This is a genomic window from Mucilaginibacter aquatilis (assembly GCF_009755275.1).
In the GTDB taxonomy this organism is placed as follows: domain Bacteria; phylum Bacteroidota; class Bacteroidia; order Sphingobacteriales; family Sphingobacteriaceae; genus Mucilaginibacter; species Mucilaginibacter aquatilis.
Map to the genome: position 1 here is coordinate 807,880 of NZ_WQLA01000001.1, position 21,391 is coordinate 829,270.

At 41.1% G+C, this 21,391-nt stretch carries 14 protein-coding genes and 1 pseudogene; 9 read left to right on the forward strand and 6 right to left on the reverse strand.

What is annotated here, in order from left to right; translation table 11 throughout:
- The first annotated feature begins 209 nt into the window (after positions 1–209).
- Together map and GO816_RS03685 are read left to right on the forward strand one after the other, a co-directional pair.
- Entirely contained in the window at positions 210–977 is a 768-nt protein-coding gene (gene map, locus GO816_RS03680) for a type I methionyl aminopeptidase (protein ID WP_157539983.1), read from the forward strand.
- A gap of 468 nt (positions 978–1,445) precedes the next feature.
- Complete coding sequence (locus GO816_RS03685) at positions 1,446–3,716, forward strand: aconitate hydratase (RefSeq protein ID WP_157539984.1); 2,271 nt, start codon at positions 1,446–1,448, stop codon at positions 3,714–3,716.
- A gap of 163 nt (positions 3,717–3,879) precedes the next feature.
- On the opposite strand, the pseudogene GO816_RS19005 reads toward GO816_RS03685, so the two are convergent.
- From GO816_RS19005 to GO816_RS03710, 5 genes and pseudogenes are all read right to left on the reverse strand, one after another.
- Positions 3,880–5,750: pseudogene (locus tag GO816_RS19005) on the reverse strand (CocE/NonD family hydrolase).
- A gap of 124 nt (positions 5,751–5,874) precedes the next feature.
- Positions 5,875–7,431: a hypothetical protein gene (locus GO816_RS03695; RefSeq protein ID WP_157539985.1), complete on the reverse strand. Its 1,557-nt coding sequence runs from the start codon at positions 7,429–7,431 to the stop codon at positions 5,875–5,877.
- Between the two features lie 3 nt (positions 7,432–7,434).
- The gene (locus tag GO816_RS03700) at positions 7,435–9,342 is read right to left on the reverse strand and encodes a glycosyltransferase (RefSeq protein WP_157539986.1); all 1,908 of its coding nucleotides are present in this window, start codon (positions 9,340–9,342) and stop codon (positions 7,435–7,437) included.
- A 92-nt stretch (positions 9,343–9,434) separates the two neighbouring features.
- Positions 9,435–11,513 (reverse strand): cellulose biosynthesis cyclic di-GMP-binding regulatory protein BcsB, encoded by a 2,079-nt coding sequence (locus GO816_RS03705; protein WP_157539987.1) that lies wholly within the window; start codon positions 11,511–11,513, stop codon positions 9,435–9,437.
- A gap of 39 nt (positions 11,514–11,552) precedes the next feature.
- The gene (locus GO816_RS03710; RefSeq protein WP_157539988.1) at positions 11,553–12,902 is read right to left on the reverse strand and encodes a sensor histidine kinase; all 1,350 of its coding nucleotides are present in this window, start codon (positions 12,900–12,902) and stop codon (positions 11,553–11,555) included.
- Between the two features lie 2 nt (positions 12,903–12,904).
- Here GO816_RS03710 and GO816_RS03715 point away from each other — a divergent pair, with 2 nt between their 5' ends.
- Together GO816_RS03715 and GO816_RS03720 are read left to right on the forward strand one after the other, a co-directional pair.
- Complete coding sequence (locus tag GO816_RS03715; RefSeq protein ID WP_157539989.1) at positions 12,905–14,110, forward strand: glycoside hydrolase family 5 protein; 1,206 nt, start codon at positions 12,905–12,907, stop codon at positions 14,108–14,110.
- A gap of 51 nt (positions 14,111–14,161) precedes the next feature.
- Entirely contained in the window at positions 14,162–15,142 is a 981-nt protein-coding gene (locus GO816_RS03720) for an acyl-ACP desaturase (protein WP_157539990.1), read from the forward strand.
- A gap of 79 nt (positions 15,143–15,221) precedes the next feature.
- On the opposite strand, the gene GO816_RS03725 is transcribed toward GO816_RS03720, so the two are convergent.
- The gene (locus GO816_RS03725; RefSeq protein WP_157539991.1) at positions 15,222–15,554 is read right to left on the reverse strand and encodes a hypothetical protein; all 333 of its coding nucleotides are present in this window, start codon (positions 15,552–15,554) and stop codon (positions 15,222–15,224) included.
- A 149-nt stretch (positions 15,555–15,703) separates the two neighbouring features.
- On the opposite strand from GO816_RS03725, the gene GO816_RS03730 reads away from it, so the two are divergent.
- The 5 genes from GO816_RS03730 (at position 15,704) to GO816_RS03750 (ending at position 21,305) form a co-directional block, all read left to right on the forward strand.
- Positions 15,704–16,723: an aldo/keto reductase gene (locus tag GO816_RS03730; protein ID WP_157539992.1), complete on the forward strand. Its 1,020-nt coding sequence runs from the start codon at positions 15,704–15,706 to the stop codon at positions 16,721–16,723.
- 138 nt (positions 16,724–16,861) lie between these two features.
- Entirely contained in the window at positions 16,862–17,812 is a 951-nt protein-coding gene (locus GO816_RS03735) for a TIGR01212 family radical SAM protein (protein WP_157539993.1), read from the forward strand.
- A 66-nt stretch (positions 17,813–17,878) separates the two neighbouring features.
- Positions 17,879–19,114 carry an acyltransferase family protein gene (locus GO816_RS03740; RefSeq protein WP_198171407.1) on the forward strand — a complete coding sequence of 412 codons (1,236 nt, stop codon included), beginning with the start codon at positions 17,879–17,881 and terminating at the stop codon, positions 19,112–19,114.
- Positions 19,115–19,134: 20 nt separating this feature from the next.
- On the forward strand, positions 19,135–19,968 hold the full coding sequence (locus tag GO816_RS03745; RefSeq protein ID WP_157539995.1) for a hypothetical protein: 834 nt from the start codon (positions 19,135–19,137) through the stop codon (positions 19,966–19,968).
- Positions 19,969–19,982: 14 nt separating this feature from the next.
- A complete protein-coding gene (locus GO816_RS03750; RefSeq protein WP_157539996.1) occupies positions 19,983–21,305 on the forward strand; it encodes an acetylxylan esterase in 1,323 nt (440 codons plus the stop codon).
- The last annotated feature ends 86 nt before the right edge of the window (positions 21,306–21,391 follow it).

A 21,391-nucleotide genomic window follows, 5' to 3' on the forward strand; every position in this document is an offset into this window, starting at 1 on the left:
AGAGAGAAATCTTATTCATGTTGCAAAGCTTATTCGCTTCCAATAAGATTTCTTGTACCTCGAAATGATAAGGTGATTAAAGCTCGAATTAATCTATCGTAGCAGGGATTTTTATTTCACATATAATGGTCACATTAAACCTGTATCTTTGCGCCCCGAACAACAAACCTTATTGCTAACCCGTATATATTTATTAAGAAACTACAATTATGTCTATATCATCTGATGCTGAGTTAGCCGGAATGCAAAAAATAAGTGAATGTGTGGCTATGGTTTTGAAGGCCATGCGTAAGCATTGCAAACCAGGTATGAGCACATTAGAACTGGACGAATTTGGTGGTAAGATGCTTGAAGAAATGGGTGCAAAATCGGCGCCTAAACTTACCTACGGCTTTCCGGGATATACCTGCATCAGCGTAAACAACGCAGTTGCACACGGTAAACCATCGGCCGATATTATTTTGAAAGAGGGCGATTTAATTAACATCGATGTATCTGCCGAGTTGAACGGCTTTTGGGGCGATAATGGCGGCTCCTTTGTTTTGGGAGAAGACATTAACAATCATCAGGCACTTGTTGAGGCATCCAAAGAAATATTACAGTTAGCCATTAGCCAAATTAAGGGCGGTGTTAAAATAGCCGACATTGGCAAACTGATCGAAACCCAGGCTGCAAAACGCGGGTTAACTGTTATCAAAAACCTTGCAGGGCACGGTATAGGCTACAGTTTGCACGAAGAGCCGCATGATATACTCAACTGTTACGACCGCTTTAATACTACACGTTTCCGCAAAAATAGCGTTGTTGCTATTGAAACCTTCATATCCACCAAATCAACTATTGCAGCATCAGTTGCAGGCGACGACTGGACCCTGTTTGGAAACAAAGGCGGCTTTGTTGCACAGCACGAGCATACTATCATTGTTACCGGCGACAAACCTGTAATATTAACCGAAGCCAACGGCATTTGGGATTAAATCAGTTTTTGAATTTAGGTTCAGTTGCAGTTTGCGTTAGGGGTAGTAGCGTAAAGCCAACAATGAAGCGTAGCGAAGTGAGCACTTGCAGCGTATAGCTGGGCCGCAGGTAACGCTCAAAATAAGTTATTGGGAAAGTTGCTTATTGAATGATTAGTGAAGTAAAATAAGAAACAAACATATTTCGCAAACACCTTCGCTACAGACCTACGCTTCGTAAAAGCTTGATTAAATAAGTTATAACCAAAAATACCTTAACTGTTCAATTATAATCACATACAAGCAATTATAAGCTTGTTAGCCTCGGCTCTATTCCACTCAATTTCAACTATTCAGAATAAATCTAAATAGCATTTGCTCAAACCTGCGTTCCCTTTTAGGTGTTAAATTTTGTAGATTCGCGGCGTTCACTCTTTACAGAGCCCCCGAACCAAACTATTGTTCATTTTTTACCTTAAAATCAATCAAATGGCTTTTGATTTAGATATGATTAAAAAGGTTTATGAGCGTTATGGCACCCGCATTTCAGCGGCCCGTAAAGCTACCGGTAAACCTCTAACTTTAACCGAGAAAATTTTATATGCCCACCTTACTGAAGGCGATGCCCAGGCAACGTATCAGCGTGGTGTTGACTATGTAGACTTTGCACCTGACCGCGTAGCAATGCAGGATGCAACTGCGCAAATGGCTTTGTTGCAATTTATGCAAGCTGGCCGTCCGCAGGTGGCAGTACCTTCAACCGTACATTGCGACCACTTAATTCAAGCCAAAATTGGTGCGGTAGAAGATTTAAATACAGCTAAAGACATTAACAGCGAAGTATATAACTTCCTGTCATCAGTATCTGATAAATACGGTTTAGGTTTCTGGAAACCAGGCGCAGGTATCATTCACCAGGTAGTATTAGAAAACTATGCTTTCCCGGGTGGTATGATGATTGGTACCGACTCACACACACCTAACGCAGGTGGTTTGGGTATGGTTGCCATTGGTGTTGGCGGTGCTGATGCTTGTGACGTTATGGCCGGCTTACCATGGGAGCTTAAATTCCCTAAATTATTAGGCGTTAAACTAACCGGAAAACTTTCGGGCTGGAGTTCAGCAAAAGACGTAATCTTACGTGTTGCAGGTATCCTTACAGTAAAAGGTGGTACCGGTTACATTGTTGAATATTTTGGTGAAGGCGCACAATCACTTTCTGCTACCGGTAAAGGTACCATTTGTAACATGGGTGCCGAAATTGGTGCTACTACCTCAATATTTGGTTACGACGAAAAAGCTGCTGCTTACTTACGTGGTACTGAGCGTGCTGATATTGCCGATATGGCTGATGCAATTGCCGAGCACTTAACCGGCGACCCTGAGGTTTATGCTAATCCTGAGCAATACTTTGACCAGGTTATTGAAATTAACCTTAGCGAGCTTGAGCCACACATTAATGGTCCGTTCACTCCGGATTTGGCATGGCCACTTTCTAAATTTGCTACTGCCGTTAAAGAAAACGGATGGCCAACTGCTTTAGAGGTAGGTTTGATTGGTTCATGTACCAACTCATCATACGAAGACATTAGCCGTGCTGCTTCTGTAGCTAAACAAGCTACCGATAAAGGCTTAAAAACACGTGCCGAGTACACTGTAACTCCGGGTTCTGAATTAGTACGTTACACTGTTGAGCGCGATGGTTACTTAAACACTTTCGAGCAAATTGGCGGTGTAGTATTAGCTAACGCTTGTGGTCCTTGTATTGGTCAATGGTCACGTCATACTGATGATCCAACCCGTAAAAACTCTATCATCACATCGTTTAACCGTAACTTTGCTAAACGTCAGGATGGTAACCCTAATACACACGCTTTCGTAGCCTCTCCGGAGATTGTTACTGCGTTCGCTATTGCGGGCGACTTAACTTTTAACCCTGTAACTGATACCTTAACTAACGAGGCCGGCGAGCAAGTTAAATTAGACGAGCCACTAGGTATTGAATTACCAATTAAAGGCTTTGCGGTAGAAGATGCCGGTTACCAGGCACCTGCCGAAGATGGTAGCCAGGTACAGGTTCAGGTTGATCCTAAATCATCACGCTTGCAACTTTTAGAGCCGTTTGCGGCATGGGAAGGTACCGACATCAAAGACCTGCGCTTGTTAATTAAAGCTAAAGGTAAATGTACTACCGACCATATTTCTATGGCTGGCCCGTGGTTAAAATTCCGTGGTCACTTAGACAACATCAGCAATAACATGCTGATTGGTGCTATCAACTACTTTAACAACACTGCCGACAGCGTTAAAAACGAACTGACAGGCGAGTACGGCCCTGTGCCGGCTACCCAGCGCGATTACAAAGCCAACGGTATTGGTACTATTGTAGTGGGCGATGAAAACTATGGTGAAGGTTCATCACGTGAACACGCAGCTATGGAGCCTCGTCACTTAGGCGTTCGTGCTATCCTGGTAAAATCATTTGCCCGTATACACGAAACCAACCTTAAAAAACAAGGTATGCTGGGTTTAACCTTTGCTGATGGTGCCGATTACGACAAAGTTCAGGAAGATGACCGCATTGACATTATTGGGTTAACCGAATTTGCCCCGGGCAAACAGTTAACTGTAGTGTTACATCATGCTGATGGTACCGAAGATTCGTTCCCGGTTAACCATACTTACAACGCTCAGCAAATTGAGTGGTTTAAAGCTGGTGGCGCGTTAAACATCATCCGTAAACAACAAGCTGCTAACTAAGCAAGTTCATTAGTCACAAAGCTTTGTGACTACAGATAATAAAAACGCCATTGTATTTGCAATGGCGTTTTTTTGTTAGTATGACTTTATAGTACAAGGTAACTTGTATATTGCTTTATTCTAACGGCCATTTTTATACTAAGGCCATCAGTCCTTTGCCTGGTTACTTTAAAACCTCCACTTCCACATAACTATCATTGTAAACTGTGTGGGTAGCTTTGGTATAGTCAGCATCCGTAGCTTTGTAAGGATTCTCTACAAACTTTTGCGGGTTACGGGCAAATAATGGGAAGGCCGTACTTTGCACCTGTATCATTATACGATGGCCTTTTTTAAAGGTATGCAACACATCCTGTAGCTTAACGTTTACGTTAGTCTTTTGGTTAGGTACAAAGGCTTCCGGCTTCTCAAAGCTGTTACGAAAGCGGCCCGGCATAATCTCAGAACGTACCATTTGCTGATAGTTAGCCATCAATATGTTTTTATTAGGCAGATACGGGTGATTAGGCTCATCATCAGGGTACACGTCAATAAGTTTAACAAACCAGTCGGCATCGGTGCCGGTGGTGGCCACTTTAAGGTGCGCCATAATTTCTCCGCCAAGCGTAACGTCATCCTGCAACACATCACTCTGGAAAACCAGCACGTCGGTACGGCGGCCGGCAAAACGCTGATCTTCGCTCATATAATTGCGCGGTGTAAAGCCTACGGTGGTTGTATTATCATTGGTGTAAGGCACCGGCTTAAGCGGATCACTAATAAATGACATTGCTGATGCTGACGAGGGCTGTGCCATAGGCAACTTACCATCGGCACTCAGGTATAGCTTTTGCCTGATAGCGCTGGGTACAGACCATTGGGCAAACTGAGCCCATTCTTTCTTGCCCGTATTATACAAGTAAGCTTTAGGCAGACCTGTATTCTTATCGCCTTTACCTTTCAAAAATGATCAAAAAACTTAGCCTCAATATTCTTTTGGTAAAATGTAGCTATGCTATCGCCAAAGTATACGTCGGCGTGGCGGTGGTGCCCTTGCTCGCGGCTCCAGCCACCATGATCAAACGGTCCCATTACAATAGTGTTATAAGCAGCAGGATCGGTTTTATTAATGGTTTTGAATATAGCCAGCGGACCTCGTAGATCTTCGGCATCAAACCAGCCGCCCACAATCATTACCGCAGGCTTAACCTTACCAAAGTGACGTAGTAAATCGCGCTTCTGCCAAAATTCATCATAATTAGGGTGGTTAACAGTCTCCTGCCAGTAAAAGTTGTCTTTGTAATACTTATCAGCGTTGGTCAACGGGCCCATGTTCAGCAAAAAGTTGTAACCATCGCGCGTAGTTGGGTTTATAATTTGATGATTATACCATGATTTACTGGTTGTATCCTTCTTTTGCACGCCAAATACAGGATAGGTAAAAAAGTACGACTCTAGCAGCGCACCATTGTGATGGAAGTCGTCATACCAAAAATCAGATATAGGTGCCTGAGGCGATGATGCTTTTAATGCCGGGTGGTTTGACAGTAAACCGGCCGCCGTATAAAAGCCGGGATATGAGCCACCCCACTGCCCTACGCGCCCATTATTGAACGGTATATTTTTTACCATCCAGTCAATAGTGTCGTAGGTGTCCGATCCTTCGTCAACATCCTTTTTACTCTTCTTGTTATCAATAACCGGTGTCATGTTGGTCCAGGTGCCTTCGCTTTTCCAGCGGCCACGTACGTCCTGGTAAACTACAATGTAGCCGGCCTTCATCATCTCCTCAGATGGGCCTAGTTTTACAGGGAATTTATCGGCACCGTAAGGCGCAACACTATAGCAGGTGCGCTGCATAATAATGGGATACTTTTTACCTGACGATGCATTTTTAGGGGTGTAAACCGATGTAAAAAGCTTCACGCCATCGCGCATGGTAATGTAGTAATCTTTTTTAGTGTAGTTGTCCTTAGCATAGCTGCCGGTTACCTGTGAGTAAGCAGTGGTACAGCATATAACGGCAATTGTAGGCAGGAAGAAAAATTTGTTCATTGATTTACGTTAATAGTACAGCACACTAATATAAGCAACCCTGCCCACATGCACTACATTTAAAGCTATACACCTAAAAAAACGAAAGCCCCGGTACTGCGTACCGGGGCTTTAATTAATGTGTTTAAAGTATCTTATACAAGGTCCAATAATCGGTTACGTATATTTTGTAGATGTTCAAATTGCGGTTTTTTCGCCGTATACCGTCCAGGTAAAAATCGGTAAGCTGTGTATAACCCAACATAGGGTTAGCCTCGTTGGCAATAAGCACGTAACCATCATATTTTTCAGGTGCCTCTACTGCGCTTAAATAGCTTTCCTGGTAAGGCATGGTTAGCGTTTTGATATTCTTTACGTAACATGCCACCGAGTAAGCTACCGCATCATCAACCAAAATATGGTCGGTATCACGCAGGGTGTTTATGTAATCTGCAATTTCATGGTTTTGCTCATCAACCTTATTACTGGTGCGATTAAGCAGCACACTTGCAAAGTTACTCTCCTCGGGTATGTATGATTTGGTTAGGAAGACGTAGCCTATATACAATTGCACGGCAACAATAATAGTGAGTGCTGCCTTTAACATTTGCTGGTTTTTAATAAACCTTGCTCTAAAGATAATACATAGCATTGCCAATATCAAAAACAGCAAGTAATACTGGTAAACCAAATTTACACCATCATACTTTACCTTTAAAAATTCAATAAGCCCAAAAGGCGTTAACAGCGTAAGTATTTGATACGTGTTTTGCTTGAATAAATAAATTGCCAGCACAATCATGGGGCAAAAAACAATTGCCTTTAAGGATACCAGGATAGATAGTTCCGGAATGGCAAAACGTGCTGCTGTCTGTGCCGCACTGTACTCAAACTTTTCGGCAATAATGTTCCAGGTTGCGTAAGGACTTTCAAGAAAGTAATTTAAGTCATCGGCATGAGTTAAATTAAGCACTTTATAAATAGCTATTGAGGCAACCGGCAATATAAAGATGATACTGTAGATAGAAAACGTTTTATTAATGAGCTTACGCCTTAACGAAGGGTTATTGAAACTCAAATGCAGCCTGAACACGGATTCCTTTTCGCTCAGGTTTAAGCTGTGCAATGATATGGATAGCACCAGTGGGATAAAAAATAAGGCTAACCAAATGCACTTATAATCGCTGAATACAAGTAACACAAAGAATATACTGGCAATACTTACGTGATAGGTAGTATTTGAGTTATAAAACCTCAGCATATTTAAAAAGAACAGAAAGAAGAATATCAGTATCATATATACCGACTTGCCCGATGCTGCCGTGTAAATTAAACCCGGATGCAAAATAAACAAGGCAGCCAGTAGATACAGGTAAAAGTTATCTTTATTACGCTTAACCAATGAGGTAGCCATAATGTAAAACAAAATGGTAGTACCAACGGCCGATGCCAGCACTGGAGCTAAAACAGGATTGATAAAGCTAAAAATATAAGAGCCGTAAAAAGGTAACAAAGGCGATGTTAAACCCATAACGCGCAGCTTATTGCCTAAGCCCTGCGTTATAATTTTGCCTTTCTCTATATAAAATAACTGCTCGTGGTTTGTGTAACCTAATTGGTTAAGGTAAGTAGCTATAAATACATAGTATACGGCTAGTATAAACGAAAATACGATTAGATAGAAAGTTTTAGAACGTGTCATTTTTTACTTAACCGCGTTATTTTGATTGTTCACTTTACTTAAACCGTGGTTGGTTTTTTCCCAGTAAAACGGATTTACAATTAACTGGTACAAGCCTTTATAAGCGGCAACAGAGTGCATAAGCCAGTAAATAGGGTTGGCAATTGCAAATAAGATGAGCTCATAAAATCTGCGTTTAAATACGGCCATCATATTCACATAAATCATCAGGATATTACCCACCATTAGGTTGAATATGGAGATGAACAGCACCCAATCTGGGAAAATCTGGCGTATAATTCCTAAATCAAACACCACATAACATATAAAAATAAGTATGAGTATAGGATTTATAAGAAACATGATAGGCGTAGCGCCAACAAAGAAATTAAAGCCAAGGAAACCTTTTATACCAATTTTTTTGATGAGTGCCATTGGGTTACGCATGTGTACCAGGTAGGTTTGCATGTAGCCCTTAATCCAACGCGAGCGCTGGCGTATCCAGTTAAAAAACTCGTTATTGGCCTCTTCGTAAGTAGTTGAGTTAATAACAGCAATTTTATGTCCTTTTGCATAAGCACGCACACCTAAATCGGCATCTTCGGTTACGTTAAACGGATCCCATGCGCCAAGTTCAACAAGTTGTGCCAGCTTGAAGTGATTACTTGTACCACCCAACGGGATAGGAATATCAAGTGTATCGAGGCCAGGCAATACGTAATCAAACCAGTATGAGTACTCCAGCGTAAACATACGTGTAAGGAAGTTTTCGTTACGGTTGAAGTAGTTGAGTGCGCACTGTACACATATGTAGTCTTCGGGCAGCTTATTAAACATAGCCACCACTTTCTTCAACTGGTCGGTATCAGGAATATCTTCCGCGTCATAAATAGTAAGATATGTTCCGCGCGAAAAATGCAAACCGTAATTACATGCCTTTGGCTTGGTTTTAGGCATGTGAAACGGCACCACAATTACTTCAAAAATTGCCGGAAAGTCCAGGTTACGCACCGCGTTAAGCGTTTTATCGTCATCCTCCTCTATCAGCAGTTTAATATCAAGTAAATGCCTTGGATAATCAATGCTCTGCAAGTTCCAGATGAGCTTTTTAATCAGCTTATCCTCTTTATAAACGGGCAGGTGTATAGTGTAAACCGGTAACGTTTCATCGTCAAGATTTTTGATCTCGCTTTTGGTTACCGCCTGGTACAATTCAAACTTCGACCCAACTAGTGAAAGGAAAAGTTTAAACGAAATTGTAAACAGGAAAAACACGCTCATGAAAACATTCACAATGATTGATGTCATTTTGAAGTTGAGCACCAAACCGGCAGCAATAAGCCCTATGAAAGTAAATATAAACACCAACTGCCCGGAGGTGAATGTAGTAAGTGCCGAACTCTCGTTATCACTGTTCAGCAGCTCAAACACAGCAGATTTCACATACTTTTGCCCAAGCAGCTTGTGGCTAAGCCAGGTTATATCAAGGTCAGACGCTACAATAATCAGTGGTTCTAAACCGTAGGTAAGGCGTACAAAGTCAATAAACAACTGATCGTCCGGATCGGCCATTATGGTTACCACCCTGTTGTCTTCAATACGCAGGGGAATAGCCAGCCTTTCATCAGCAAAGCGTAGATCTATTTTTTCAAGCACCTCCTCATCATGAGCCTCTTCGCGTATGTTTTCAAAAACATAACCGGCATTTGATAAGGAACGCTCGTAGTTTTTACGGGATATAAAACCAAAGTTAAGTGCAATTTTAATATGCGAAGCACCTATAGTGGTTGAATAGTCGTCAATTTTATTGCATTCTTCCTCGCCCAGAAAACCATCCTGAAGCAGCAACCTGAAAACCGATGAGTTGCGGCAACCTGAATAGATACCTTCTGTTCTCCCTGTAATTAATCCTTCACTCGCGGTTGTATGCATAAGCCTTTTTTACAATGAACATTTCACACACAATAGCAGGATATAATATTATCCTGCTATTGGCTTTAATTTGCTGGCGAAGCCTGAACTGATTACTCGCCTATGATGTCTTGTGAGCGCTGTACTTTTGAACGCACATAAAGGAATGCCAGTAATATAAGTACCAATATGCCTAACAGTACGTAAAGGTTGTAGCTTTCCCAAAAACGGGCTAAACCACTTTTTGCATCGGTGTACTCAATATTATCAGTAGCCTTATCAACGTTAAATAAGTATTTGTTGTCATTTAAATCGGCCACACACACGTTACTGTTCAATGTTGATAGCTGCTCGGTAATTGCTTTTGAGGCCGACAAAAATGCACCGTCGAGATTTTGACCTGTAGCGGTGAGTACCAGTATGGCGTTGTTACTGCCCCTGCCATAAAAAATTTGAGCTAAACCGTTCGACACCGAGTCTGACAGGGCATAAACCAGTTTGTTATCCTCATTATTATATAGGCGGAAGGCATGGTTGAACTTAATCGGCGCATCGGGGAATTTATCCATCAACGGATCATCCTTGGCTAACAGTGCAACAATGTTGTATTTCTTCAAATCGCCATCTTGTACCTCGTCAGAGTATTTAAAATCAGGGAAGTTATTGCTGTTTAAGTTGTTGTTTAACTCGTAAATAACCTCACCAACTGCACCAGCTGCATATTTAGCGTAGTTTTTACTGATTACAATTTGAGATGGACCTTCGTTAAACGCCTCTGGGTACTGGTAAAAGCTCAGGGTATTGTTTACAAAAGGGTTTCTTGATTCAAGGTATGACTTGTCAACATCAATTTCACCAAAGAAATTTAGGAAGCTATTCATACAGTTACCTGTTGAAGGGTAAAAACGGAACTCAGCAGTAAGTGAATTGTATTTACGGTGCTGGTAGCGGTTAACTACAACCGAGGTATTCAACTTGCCTGTTTCATTCAGCTTTTGACTGTTAATAAGCATACCGTTAAGGTAAATATTAAAGTATCCCCTATCGGCAGGATTCATACCACTATATGTACCTATAAAGCGTATCTCAACTTCTTTTGGAGTGAAGCTAAAGTCGCTGTTTTTAAAGGTATAAGTGCTGCGTAACGAACCGATACCCGACATGAAGTTTGATACTCCACCAACATCACGGAAGGTTAATTTTGTACGCTGCTGATTAAGATTCTTGATATTATCATTGCTGGCCGTATTTACTACCAGGTAATTACCAAACGATGAGTTGAGTATGTTATAGTTACCTAATGCAGTTATGGCTTTGTTGTAACCATCATCATCGGCACCGGTGATAAACAATATTTCGTTACTTGAAAACGCCTGGCGTGCTGCTGAAATAGAAGACACAAACCGCGGACGATAAGCAGACGAATCTGTTACGTTGCTTTTGTACAAATACATTAAGCCCTGCCCACCCTGCGGAGTAACTGTTATAAGGCTCTTTTTGTCTGCCGGTAACTGATCCATAGTACCAACCATTACATAGTTACGAATGGTATCAGGCACCTTATCATAAGAGTATACATGCAAGTCGCTTACTGCTAATGAGCGCTTAATTTTATTGTATGCCCATGCAACAGCTTTCAAGTCATTTAAGCTTGGATTGGTTGGGTACACTATAGCTGTTTTGCTTTCAAAAGAGTTGCTGATGTTTACATCATTGTAAACGTTTTTGCTGCTTTTTACTAACGACAGGAATGAATAACCTTTAACCTTTATCCACATGGCCGGGTTATCAAGGTCTTTACATTTATTGTCGGTAATAGTAAGCAACGTTTTTACCTGAACTTTTAAAAACTGCTTGTTATCAGTAAGGTAACTGCTGTTTAAAGGAATAACCAAACGCTGTATCGAATCCTGGGTCATACGACCGCTGAATACCGGCTTATCGGCCAGGAGGATGTTGATGTATGACAAATTTTTAATGAGCGCCTGTGATGGTTCAAAGTATAAAACCAGCTTACTGCGGTTCATATCAACAAGCGGATCCATTCTGAAGTAGAATGAGCTTACACCACTCATACCATAAATAACCTCATCATCGTGACCATAAGTTTTAAAGGATATGTTGGTTTGTGCCAACGTTACCTTTGCAAACAAGGTTGTTAAGAGTAATAGCAGGGTCAGAAATTTATTCATATCAAGTTGCAGATTATTTTTTCTTAGTATCAGTTATATTTAGTTTACAGCGTAAAATTCTACTCTAAAGTAATTTCCGTTGTCATCACTACGGTAAGTAAGTTCTCCACCCATTTCAATGGTCATTAGTTTGGCAATTGAAAGTCCGAGGCCTAAACGGCTTTCAGCCGGCGAGCCCGATGCATCACTTAGGGTTTTAAGCCTGTTAAACATAATATCTAACTCGTGCTGCCCAATGGCTATGCCTTCATCAATAATTTCAAATACAAATTTTTGACGCTGCAGGCTGGTTACAACACGCAGGTTGTTATTGGTTTGTGAGAATTTTATAGCGTTTGAAAGTAAATTTTGGAACACCTGGCTGGTAAAAACTTTATCTAACCTTACGTTAAGCGGCAGTTTCAGAATGTTATCAAGCAAGTGTACGTTCTTCATGTTAGCCGTATCAACTAATCCTCTGAAAACCTGCTGTGCAATGGTGTTGGCATCAAACGTCTCCATGTTAAATTTAATTTCAGGAGACTCAATTTCCTTAACATCCATCAGCGTTTTAAGAAGGTATTGCATTTTCTCGGCCGATTCGCTTATGTACCGGGTAAATTCCTTTTGATCTTCACTCAGGCGATATTCTTCTTCCTGAATAAGGTTATTACTCATTACTATGGAGCCAATAAGGTTTTTAAGATCATGACCGGCAATATTAATAAAGCTGTTTTTTTGCTCGTCAAGGCGACGAAGCTTATCATACTGAATATCAATGATACTATTCTTCTCCATAATATCGCGGTTTTGCGATTTCAATTGCTCGTTTGATTGCTCAATAAGTAGCTGGGAAGTAACCTCACGTTGAATTACCTTATAACGTGATGCAGGTATAAGGCATGAAGCAAAAGCAATAATAAAGAAGTACTGGCCGCCGTTACTGATAAACACATCGAGCGAGTAACTGTTAAGGATGTTATAAAAAACAGCGAGCAGCATTAAAGCAACCAAAGCTTGTATTAACGAGTTTACGGGTTCCCAAAAAACCTGCAGGTTAAAAAACAGGAAAATGATGCCATACATTAAAAAATAAATAGTGATATGGCTTATATCAACCAGGTTACACAATACCGACATCACAAGGGAGAGTAAAAAGAAGCTTATATGCAGAAGTAGTCGGTAGTCGAGCTTATTTTTTTGAAAATAGTTATAAACGCCATAGATAACTACAACAACTATAACCCGCACAACCATAATTTCAACCCAGTAGTTGGTGGTGTATATAAAATCAATGATACCTAAAAGCGGATACAGGAAAATTATTGTCCAAATGATGTTATTTGTAATAAACCAGGCTTTTTTCCGGGTTTCCTTCAGGTACTCTTCTTTATTGATTTGGGCAATCATTTATGGTAAAAATATTATCAGGCGTTAAAATTGAAGTTGCTGAAACTATAAATAATTTGATGTTAAATATAGAAAATACTAAATCAAACTACATTATTTTATCAAAAATCAAACTTATACGGCTGGTATTTGTATTTGTTTACTTGGGGTTTGCAAAAAGTACACCAACATTTGCACAAACCAGGGCAATTGCTTTCAAACGCGCTGCATCTTTAAATAACGGTATTAACATATCCTGGCTGGAGCAAACCTGGAATCCCGATGCGTTAAAGCGCAAAACAATTACCATAACAGACCTGAAGCTACTTAAAACACTTGGTTTCAAAAGCATTAGGCTGCCTGTGGCATTCAGGTATTATGAGGAGCATAATATACCCTTAAGTAATGTGCTTAAACAAGTGGACTACGTATGGAAACTATGCCGCCAAACGGGCTTAAAACTGGTAATTGATTATCATTATGGTAAGCTTAATGACGCTAATTATACGCTCGAAACACAAAAAATCATAAAAACCTGGAGCACGTTAACGGTTAGATACGCCAATGCGCCGGCTGACCAGCTCTTTTTTGATTTGTATAATGAGCCTCCTCCCATCAACCCATCTGTATGGAAAGATGCTGCTTATAACATAGTAACGGCCCTGCGTAAGATGGATAAAAAGCGCACGTTCCTGGTGGGTGCCTCTAATTACAACAGTATTTATGAGCTAAGCCGAATGGTTCGGCTCGCTGATGAAAATGTGATTTATGCCTTTCATTTTTATGAGCCTTTTTTATTTACCCATCAAGGCGCATTATGGGTGGGCAACCAAGTCTCCACTACCGGGGTTCCGTTTCCCTATAATGTAGAAAATTTTCCCGCCCTTAATTTAAAAGCAAAAGGCACGTGGGGAGAAACTAATTATTACCAGTATAAAACTGATGGTAATGAACAATCAGTTAAAGATAAATTACAAATAGTTAAAAACTGGGCAGGCAATTATGCTGTTCCTATTATATGCAGCGAGTATGGAGTGTATAATAAATATGCCCGGCAAGACAGCAGGTGCCGTTACATAAAAACGGTACGCAATACATTAAAGCAAATGCAAATACCGGGCATGCTTTGGGACTACAACGGAAATTTTTCGTTGTTTGAAGGAAAGCCCGCAGTAAATAATTTGCCGCAATGCATGGCTGATGCTATAGCTTATAAACCTAAAAAGTAATTAATTGTATAAAGCTGTATAAATTAAGTAGATTTGTCACCAAATTAAATTATGGAATTTTTTGTAGAGAAGCGTCGCGAGGTAATGAAGCATATTGAAAAATACATGCTGGAAAAAATGCATGATTTTTTGAAGCCGATTGACCAGATTTGGCAACCGTCTGACCTATTGCCCGACTCAACCCGCGATACATTTTTCTCAGAAATAAAAGATTTGCAGGAAAGCGCCAAAGGCCTTTCTTATGATTTGGTTGCTGTGCTTATTGGTGATACTATTACCGAAGAAGCATTGCCTACTTACGAATCATGGTTAACCATGGTTGAAGGAGTTGATAAATCAGAACATAACGGTTGGATGACCTGGACCCGCCACTGGACTGCGGAGGAAAACCGCCATGGTGATTTATTAAACAAATACCTGTACCTGTCTGGCCGGGTTAACATGCGCGCTATGGAGGTATCAACCCAGTACCTTATTGCCGATGGCTTTGATATAGGTACCGGTACTGATCCTTACCGTAACTTTATTTACACATCTTTTCAGGAGCTTGCTACAAACGTATCACACCGCCGCGTAGCTTCGTTGGCAAAAAAGGATGGTGACACGTTGCTATCAAAAATGTGTGGCGTTATTGCGGCAGACGAAGCTCGTCATGCTAAAGCTTATATGCACTTCATTAACAAAATATTTGATGTAGATGCAAATGAGGCAATGATAGCATTTGAGGATATGATGCGCAAAAAAATCGTAATGCCGGCCCACTTCCTGCGTGAGGTTGGTTTAAAAATTGGTCAAACTTTTGGCCACTTTACCGATGCTGCACAACGTTTGGGTGTTTATACCGCGGTAGATTACGTTGATATATTGAAAGACCTGATTGACGAATGGCAAATTGAAAGCCGCACCGAGTTGAACGAAGCAGGCGAAAAAGCCAGAGACTACATCACTGCGCTGCCAAATCGTTTACTACGCATTGCAGAACGCATGAAAAACCCTTCTATTGAATATAAGTTCAGCTGGATTCATGGGTAAACCCATTCAACCCAAAGAGCACTTTAAAATATTACTCTCTATACAATCAAGCCCTCCCAAAAAGAGGGCTTGATTTATATTATGACTTTTCACCTACGTAATCGATATTATCCCTGCCCGGATAATCCAGCATAAGATTGTTCATAATTTCTTCAATGGTAAGCACGTTTACATCATCAGTATAATGTTCCGACTTGATGATGTGCAACTCATCGTTATTTACAGCCTCAATCCTGAACAAGAAATCATCATATAAATCAGGGATAGATATATCAAGACTATTACCACTCAACACAACTTTCAAATCAACATCAAGATGCCGGTGCTCTTTAAACTTCGTATTCAAATCGTTTTCAAGGAAAGACTTTAAATCTTCAACATTTACAGGTGCAGTTGTATGTACAATTTTCATAAGCAATGTTTATTACTGGTATATAACCTACAAGCCAGAATTTTAATTGTTTGCCTTACGGTAGCCACCCTGTTTGGCGCAATAACTTTGGTAAATAAGCGCTTTTACTAACTTTGTGTTATGCCTCCCTATAGAGGCATCTACCGTTTATGAACTACAAATTACTTGGCCGTTCGGGCCTTAAAGTTTCTGAACTGTGCTTGGGCACTATGGGTTTTGGCACCGAAGCCGGTTGGGGAGCCGATAAACAAACCAGCTTTGAAATAATGGATGCTTATGCCGAGGCAGGCGGCAACTTTCTGGATACTGCTAACATGTATAAGCTGGGCACCAGTGAAAAGATTATTGGCGAGTACCTAAGCATTCACGACAGGCATCAGTTTGTGGTGGCCACTAAGTATACTTTAAAAGATAATATCACCAACGTAAACGCATCAGGCAACAACCGTAAAAATATGATGCGCAGTGTTGAGGAAAGTTTAAAGCGCCTGCAAACCGATTATATAGATGTACTTTACCTGCACATTTGGGACAACATTACACCGATAGATGAAGTACTGCGCGGCCTTGATGACCTTATACGCCAGGGAAAAGTTAACTATGCCGCTATAAGTGATACGCCAGCGTGGGTAGTTGCAAAAGGTAACACCTTAGCCGAGTTGATGGGTTGGAGCCAGTTTATTGCTTTACAGGTAGAATACAGCCTTATACAACGCACACCCGAACGCGAGCTGATACCTATGGCCAAGCATTTTGGTATGACGGTTACCCCATGGGCTCCCCTTGCGGGTGGCGCCCTAACCGGCAAATACCTGCGCGGTGAAAACGGTCGTGTTAAAGCAGAAAGCAATCGCCGTAACGAAAACAGTGAACGTATAACCCGCGTAGTGATGGACATTGCAGATGAGCTTAATGTACAACCTGCTCACGTAGCTTTGGCCTGGATGATGCAGCAGGACTTTTCATGCATACCCATTGTAGGTGCCACCAAATTAGAACAGCTTGAACAAAACCTAAAGGCAGCCGAGGTTAGTTTAACTACCCAGCAAATGCAAATGCTTGATGAAGCCAGCCAGATTCCTTTAGGTTTTCCAGGCGACTTCTTCAAAGAAGATGCTGTAAAAATGAACTCGTTTGGCGGGTTTTATGACAGGGTTGAAAAAAGATAGACCTTAAATAATGGCAACTTTAACGGTTGCCATTATTTGTTTAACGTGGTTACTTTTATGCGCAAGGTTGTCGGCAAATTGTAATTACAAAACGGTAAACAGCAATTCCGAAATCAAAAACTGTATCTTTGCACCGATATGCAATTGGCCGAAGACACAGTAAAGCAGGGATTTAAAGGATATAACAATTACGGCGCATGGCTGCGTAAAAAATATGATGGCCAGCGTGTGTTTAAGGTTATAGTTGATGGTGGATTTACCTGCCCAAACCGCGATGGCTCCAAAGGCTACGGAGGCTGCACCTATTGCAACGTTGATTCGTTTACACCAACAGTGTCACGTAGTACCCCAAATTTGCGCGAGCAGGTAGTAAGGGGTATTGAACGTGCCCGTAATGGCAACAAGGCCGATAAGTTTATAATTTACTTTCAGCCTAATACTAATACTTACGCCCCTACGCATTATTTAAAAATGATGTATGATGAGGCATTAAGTGTTGATCCTGAAAATACCGTAGGACTTTCAATTGGCACCCGCCCTGATTGTATTGATGCTGAAAAGATAGCCTTACTCGAAAGCTATACCGACCGCTTTGATGTTGATCTGGAAATGGGCATGGAATCAATTTATAATGACACCCTTAACCAAATCAATCGCGGCTGTTCGCATGAAGACCTACTTAATGCGCTTAAGTTAGTTGAAAACAGCAAACTTGATATTTGCGTACACACCATTTTCGGCTTCCCGTGGGAATCGCACGAGATGATGCTCAAATATGCTGATGAAATCAATCGCCATCCGCAAATTAAATTCGTAAAATTCCATCACCTGCATATTGTTGAAGGCTCGGTAATGGGTGTGAAATACAAGCGCGAACCGTTTAAGCTCTTCAGCCTGCCCGAGTATACCGACTTTTTATGCGAATTATTACCGTTGGTACGCGCTGATGTTGTTGTACAAAGGTTATTTGGCTTGTCAGACAGGGAGTTACTTATTGCACCTAACTGGCAGTTAAAAAAGTCAGAAATCCAGCATTATATTGATAGCGCAATATTGGCGCGTGGCGTTATACAAGGCTCTGCATTGTAAAATATACCGCTTTGGTATTTGCTTTGTAATAAACACATAGTTAAGTTTGAGTTTATTATAACTATTGTGACGCAAAAAAACCTGCAAAGCTACATTCCGGCCCTAACCGGGGTGCGAGCCCTGGCCGCCTATCTTGTATTCATTTCTCACTTTGAGTATGTATTTGATGGAAATTTTCCTCATGCTGTGCAAAGATTTCTACAGGAGTTTCATATGGGCGTTACCATATTCTTTGTTTTGTCGGGCTTTTTAATTACTTACAGGTATTATAATAATTTTCATTTAACCAAAGATTGGTTTAAGCAATACCTCAAAAACAGGGTAGCTCGCATCTACCCCATGTACTTCTTGCTTACCGTTTTAGCGTTTGTATATTACTATGTAACGCACGACGAAAAAATTACCAAAGGGTTCCCATCTGTTCCGGGCTTGCTGCTAATGCACGTAACGTTTGTAAGGGGCTTTTTTGCTAACCTTTGGGACACGGGCATTGCTCAGGGCTGGTCGCTTACCGTTGAGGAATGCTTTTATTTTTCTGCCCCTTTCGTTTTCTTAATCAACAAAAAATACCGTCAGTTTTATACACAACCACTTGTGTTAACAGGCGCAGGATTACTGTTGGTTGTCATCTTCCGAAATGTTAACTGGTACGGCTTTTTCGGCAATTTCACCTTCACCATGATTTATACATTTTTGGGCAGGTGTTTTGAGTTTTTTGTTGGCATACAGTTGGCGCTTATCCTGCTTAACAAAGGCATAGAGCGAACCAACAAGATCAAGTACACATACCTTGGCTTTTTACTGATGATGGTTTGCGTAGGCATAATGTCACAGTTGGCTATACCCAAAGGATGGATGGCCGGCTTGCACAACCCATTTGGTATAATCACCAATAACTACCTGTTGCCGCCATGTATTGCCATGTTCTTTTACGGTTTACTTACCGAATCAACCGTTTTTAAAACCATTCTGTCATTTAAGTTTGTTGAGTTGTTAGGTAAAAGCTCTTACATATTTTACCTCATACACTTGGGTTACATCCGCGATTTTCTGAACGATTGGATTAACAAGGCCAATGATTGGATATTTGAGTACTATGACGCTCACGGCATGTCTTGGGAACACTCCCCTTTTGAAAATGACATCATAAATTTAATCATCCAGTTTGTGCTGCTTAATGCGCTATCAATACTGCTCTTTAAAACCATTGAAGAGCCAATGAACCATTACATACGTAAATCAAACTTCCTGATTAAGAACAAACCCCGTAACCAGGAAAACGAATCGGCCCTGATTAAATAAACACTATTGCTCCAGCATACATGAAGAAACTTTACCTGCTTACGTTAGTAGCTTTTATAATGCATTGCAGCACGCAATACGTGTATGCCGGCTGGCCAATAGGTAAATACAGGCATATTTTTACCCCTTCACTTACTTATTACAGCTCAAAAAACTATTGGGACAAAAACGGAAAGAAGGTCATTACCCCAGCAGGCACATCTTTCAACGCTTTAACCATAGGATTGTACGGTGGTGTGGGCATAAGCAGGAGGCTTGATTTATTGGCCAGCGTAGCCTACGCATTACAAAGCAGCAAATTTGGGGGTATAACGCAAGCTACCCCAACTGGTTTTGGCGATGCTACCCTTGGGTTTAGCTACAACATTGCCGCTTTTAAATACAAAAGATTTTTATCGGTGCAGGGCACTGTTATAGCTCCTCTTTATACGGTTGAGCGTGCCGGTAATACACTTGGCTACGGCGTATTAGGCGGCGAGGGCAAGCTGATGTATAGCGGCGAGATATCTTCAAAAGCATATTTTAACATTGAAGGCGGCTACCGCCGTTACTTTGATGATAAAGGGCCTAACCAAATACTGGGTTCAATAACCATTGGCACCGCGTTAGATGATCGCAAGAAAAACCAGCTTACGTTTGATGTTGGCGGACTAAAATCTTACAGCAACAATGAAAACCTTATTAGCGTTAACCCCAACCTGGTATATAACGGCTATTACGTAAAAGGCGGAGTGAGTTATGGCCATAAGTTCACCAACAAGTTTTCGGTTTTTGGTAATGCCTTTTACACATTCGCAGGCCAAAACGCTCCACAGGGTTATGGTGGTACTGTATTTACTGTATTTAAATTTTAAGGCTTACAAACAAGATGTTAAGAGCTATTACATTACTAAGTATATTGTTTACCTTAATTGGTGGCCACAAAGCCAATGCGCAGGACGACGACCCAAAAGGAGAAATAAGTATTGATGCCATTCCATCAAAAAAAACGGCTGTTTACGGCAGCAACAATAACATAGGCTGGAAGCTAAAAGTTAAAAGCACATACAACGTACGTCAAGACGGTAAGCTGAGCTACGAAATCATGACCGACGACTGGAAGAAGGTTTGGTCGGGAAGTACCAAAGTCAGGCTCGGCAAAAATGCATCAAAGAATTTCAACGTTCATTTCCCGGGTCAAAAGGCAGGAATTTACCGGGTACACTTCAGTTTCAACTTAAGTTATTACGATGATACGGTTAAACGGGTAGTAGCTGTTGACCCGGAGAATATACATACCGAACTACACAAACCAGGCGACTTTGCAGAGTTTTGGGCTAAATCAAAAAATCAGCTTGCTAAAATAAACCCCGATTATAAGATTACCGAGGTAGAATCAAAAGATAAGTACGTGCGCACTTACAAAGTTGAAATGCGCTCATGGAATAATGCTAAGATAAGGGGTTGGCTTACTATACCAACCGAAGGAAAGAACTGGCCTGTGATTTACAAACTGCCGGGCTATAACATACCCATGCGCCCCGAAACCGATAAGCCCGACTTTGCCGTGTTTGCTATTGACGTTAGAGGCAACGGCATGAGCCGTGATATTGTTGCGCCCGAAGCCGAAAGATTCAACATCACCAACATTGATAATAAGGAACTATATATATATCATGGTGTATACATGGATTGTATAAGGGGGCTTGATTTCATCATGTCGCACGGTAACATGAGCCTTAACACCAACAGGGTTGCAGTACTAGGTGGCAGCCAAGGTGCCACACTGGCGATTATGGTAGCCGCGCTTGATAAAAGAGTTACTGCATGTACTTTTGAATTACCTTTGTATGCTGATATGCACGACGCATATTCAATAGGTTTATCATTCCCTAAAACGACATGGCCTATAAACCGCTTTCAGGAATACATAAAGGCACATCGCACTTTCACACCCGAGCGGTTTTTGTCTATCTGGGATTATTACGATCCTCAAAATTTCATTAGCTCTATACGCTGCCCTGTATTAATGGGTGTTGGCCTGCTTGATGAATACTGCCCTCCGCGTTGCAGCTTTGGCATGTACAACAAAATAGCTAAGGATGTGCAAAAAGAATACAAAGTGGCACCTGATAAAGCACACGAAATGAACCAGGATTATTTTATGTTTCAGCTCCTTTGGCTTAAAGAATCACTGCGGGCGCCTAATTAATGGCACTTGCAGCCCTTATTAATCAGGCAAATGCTTAATTTTAATGCCATAAACGTTGCGAAAATTTGCCTCACATTCGGGGCATC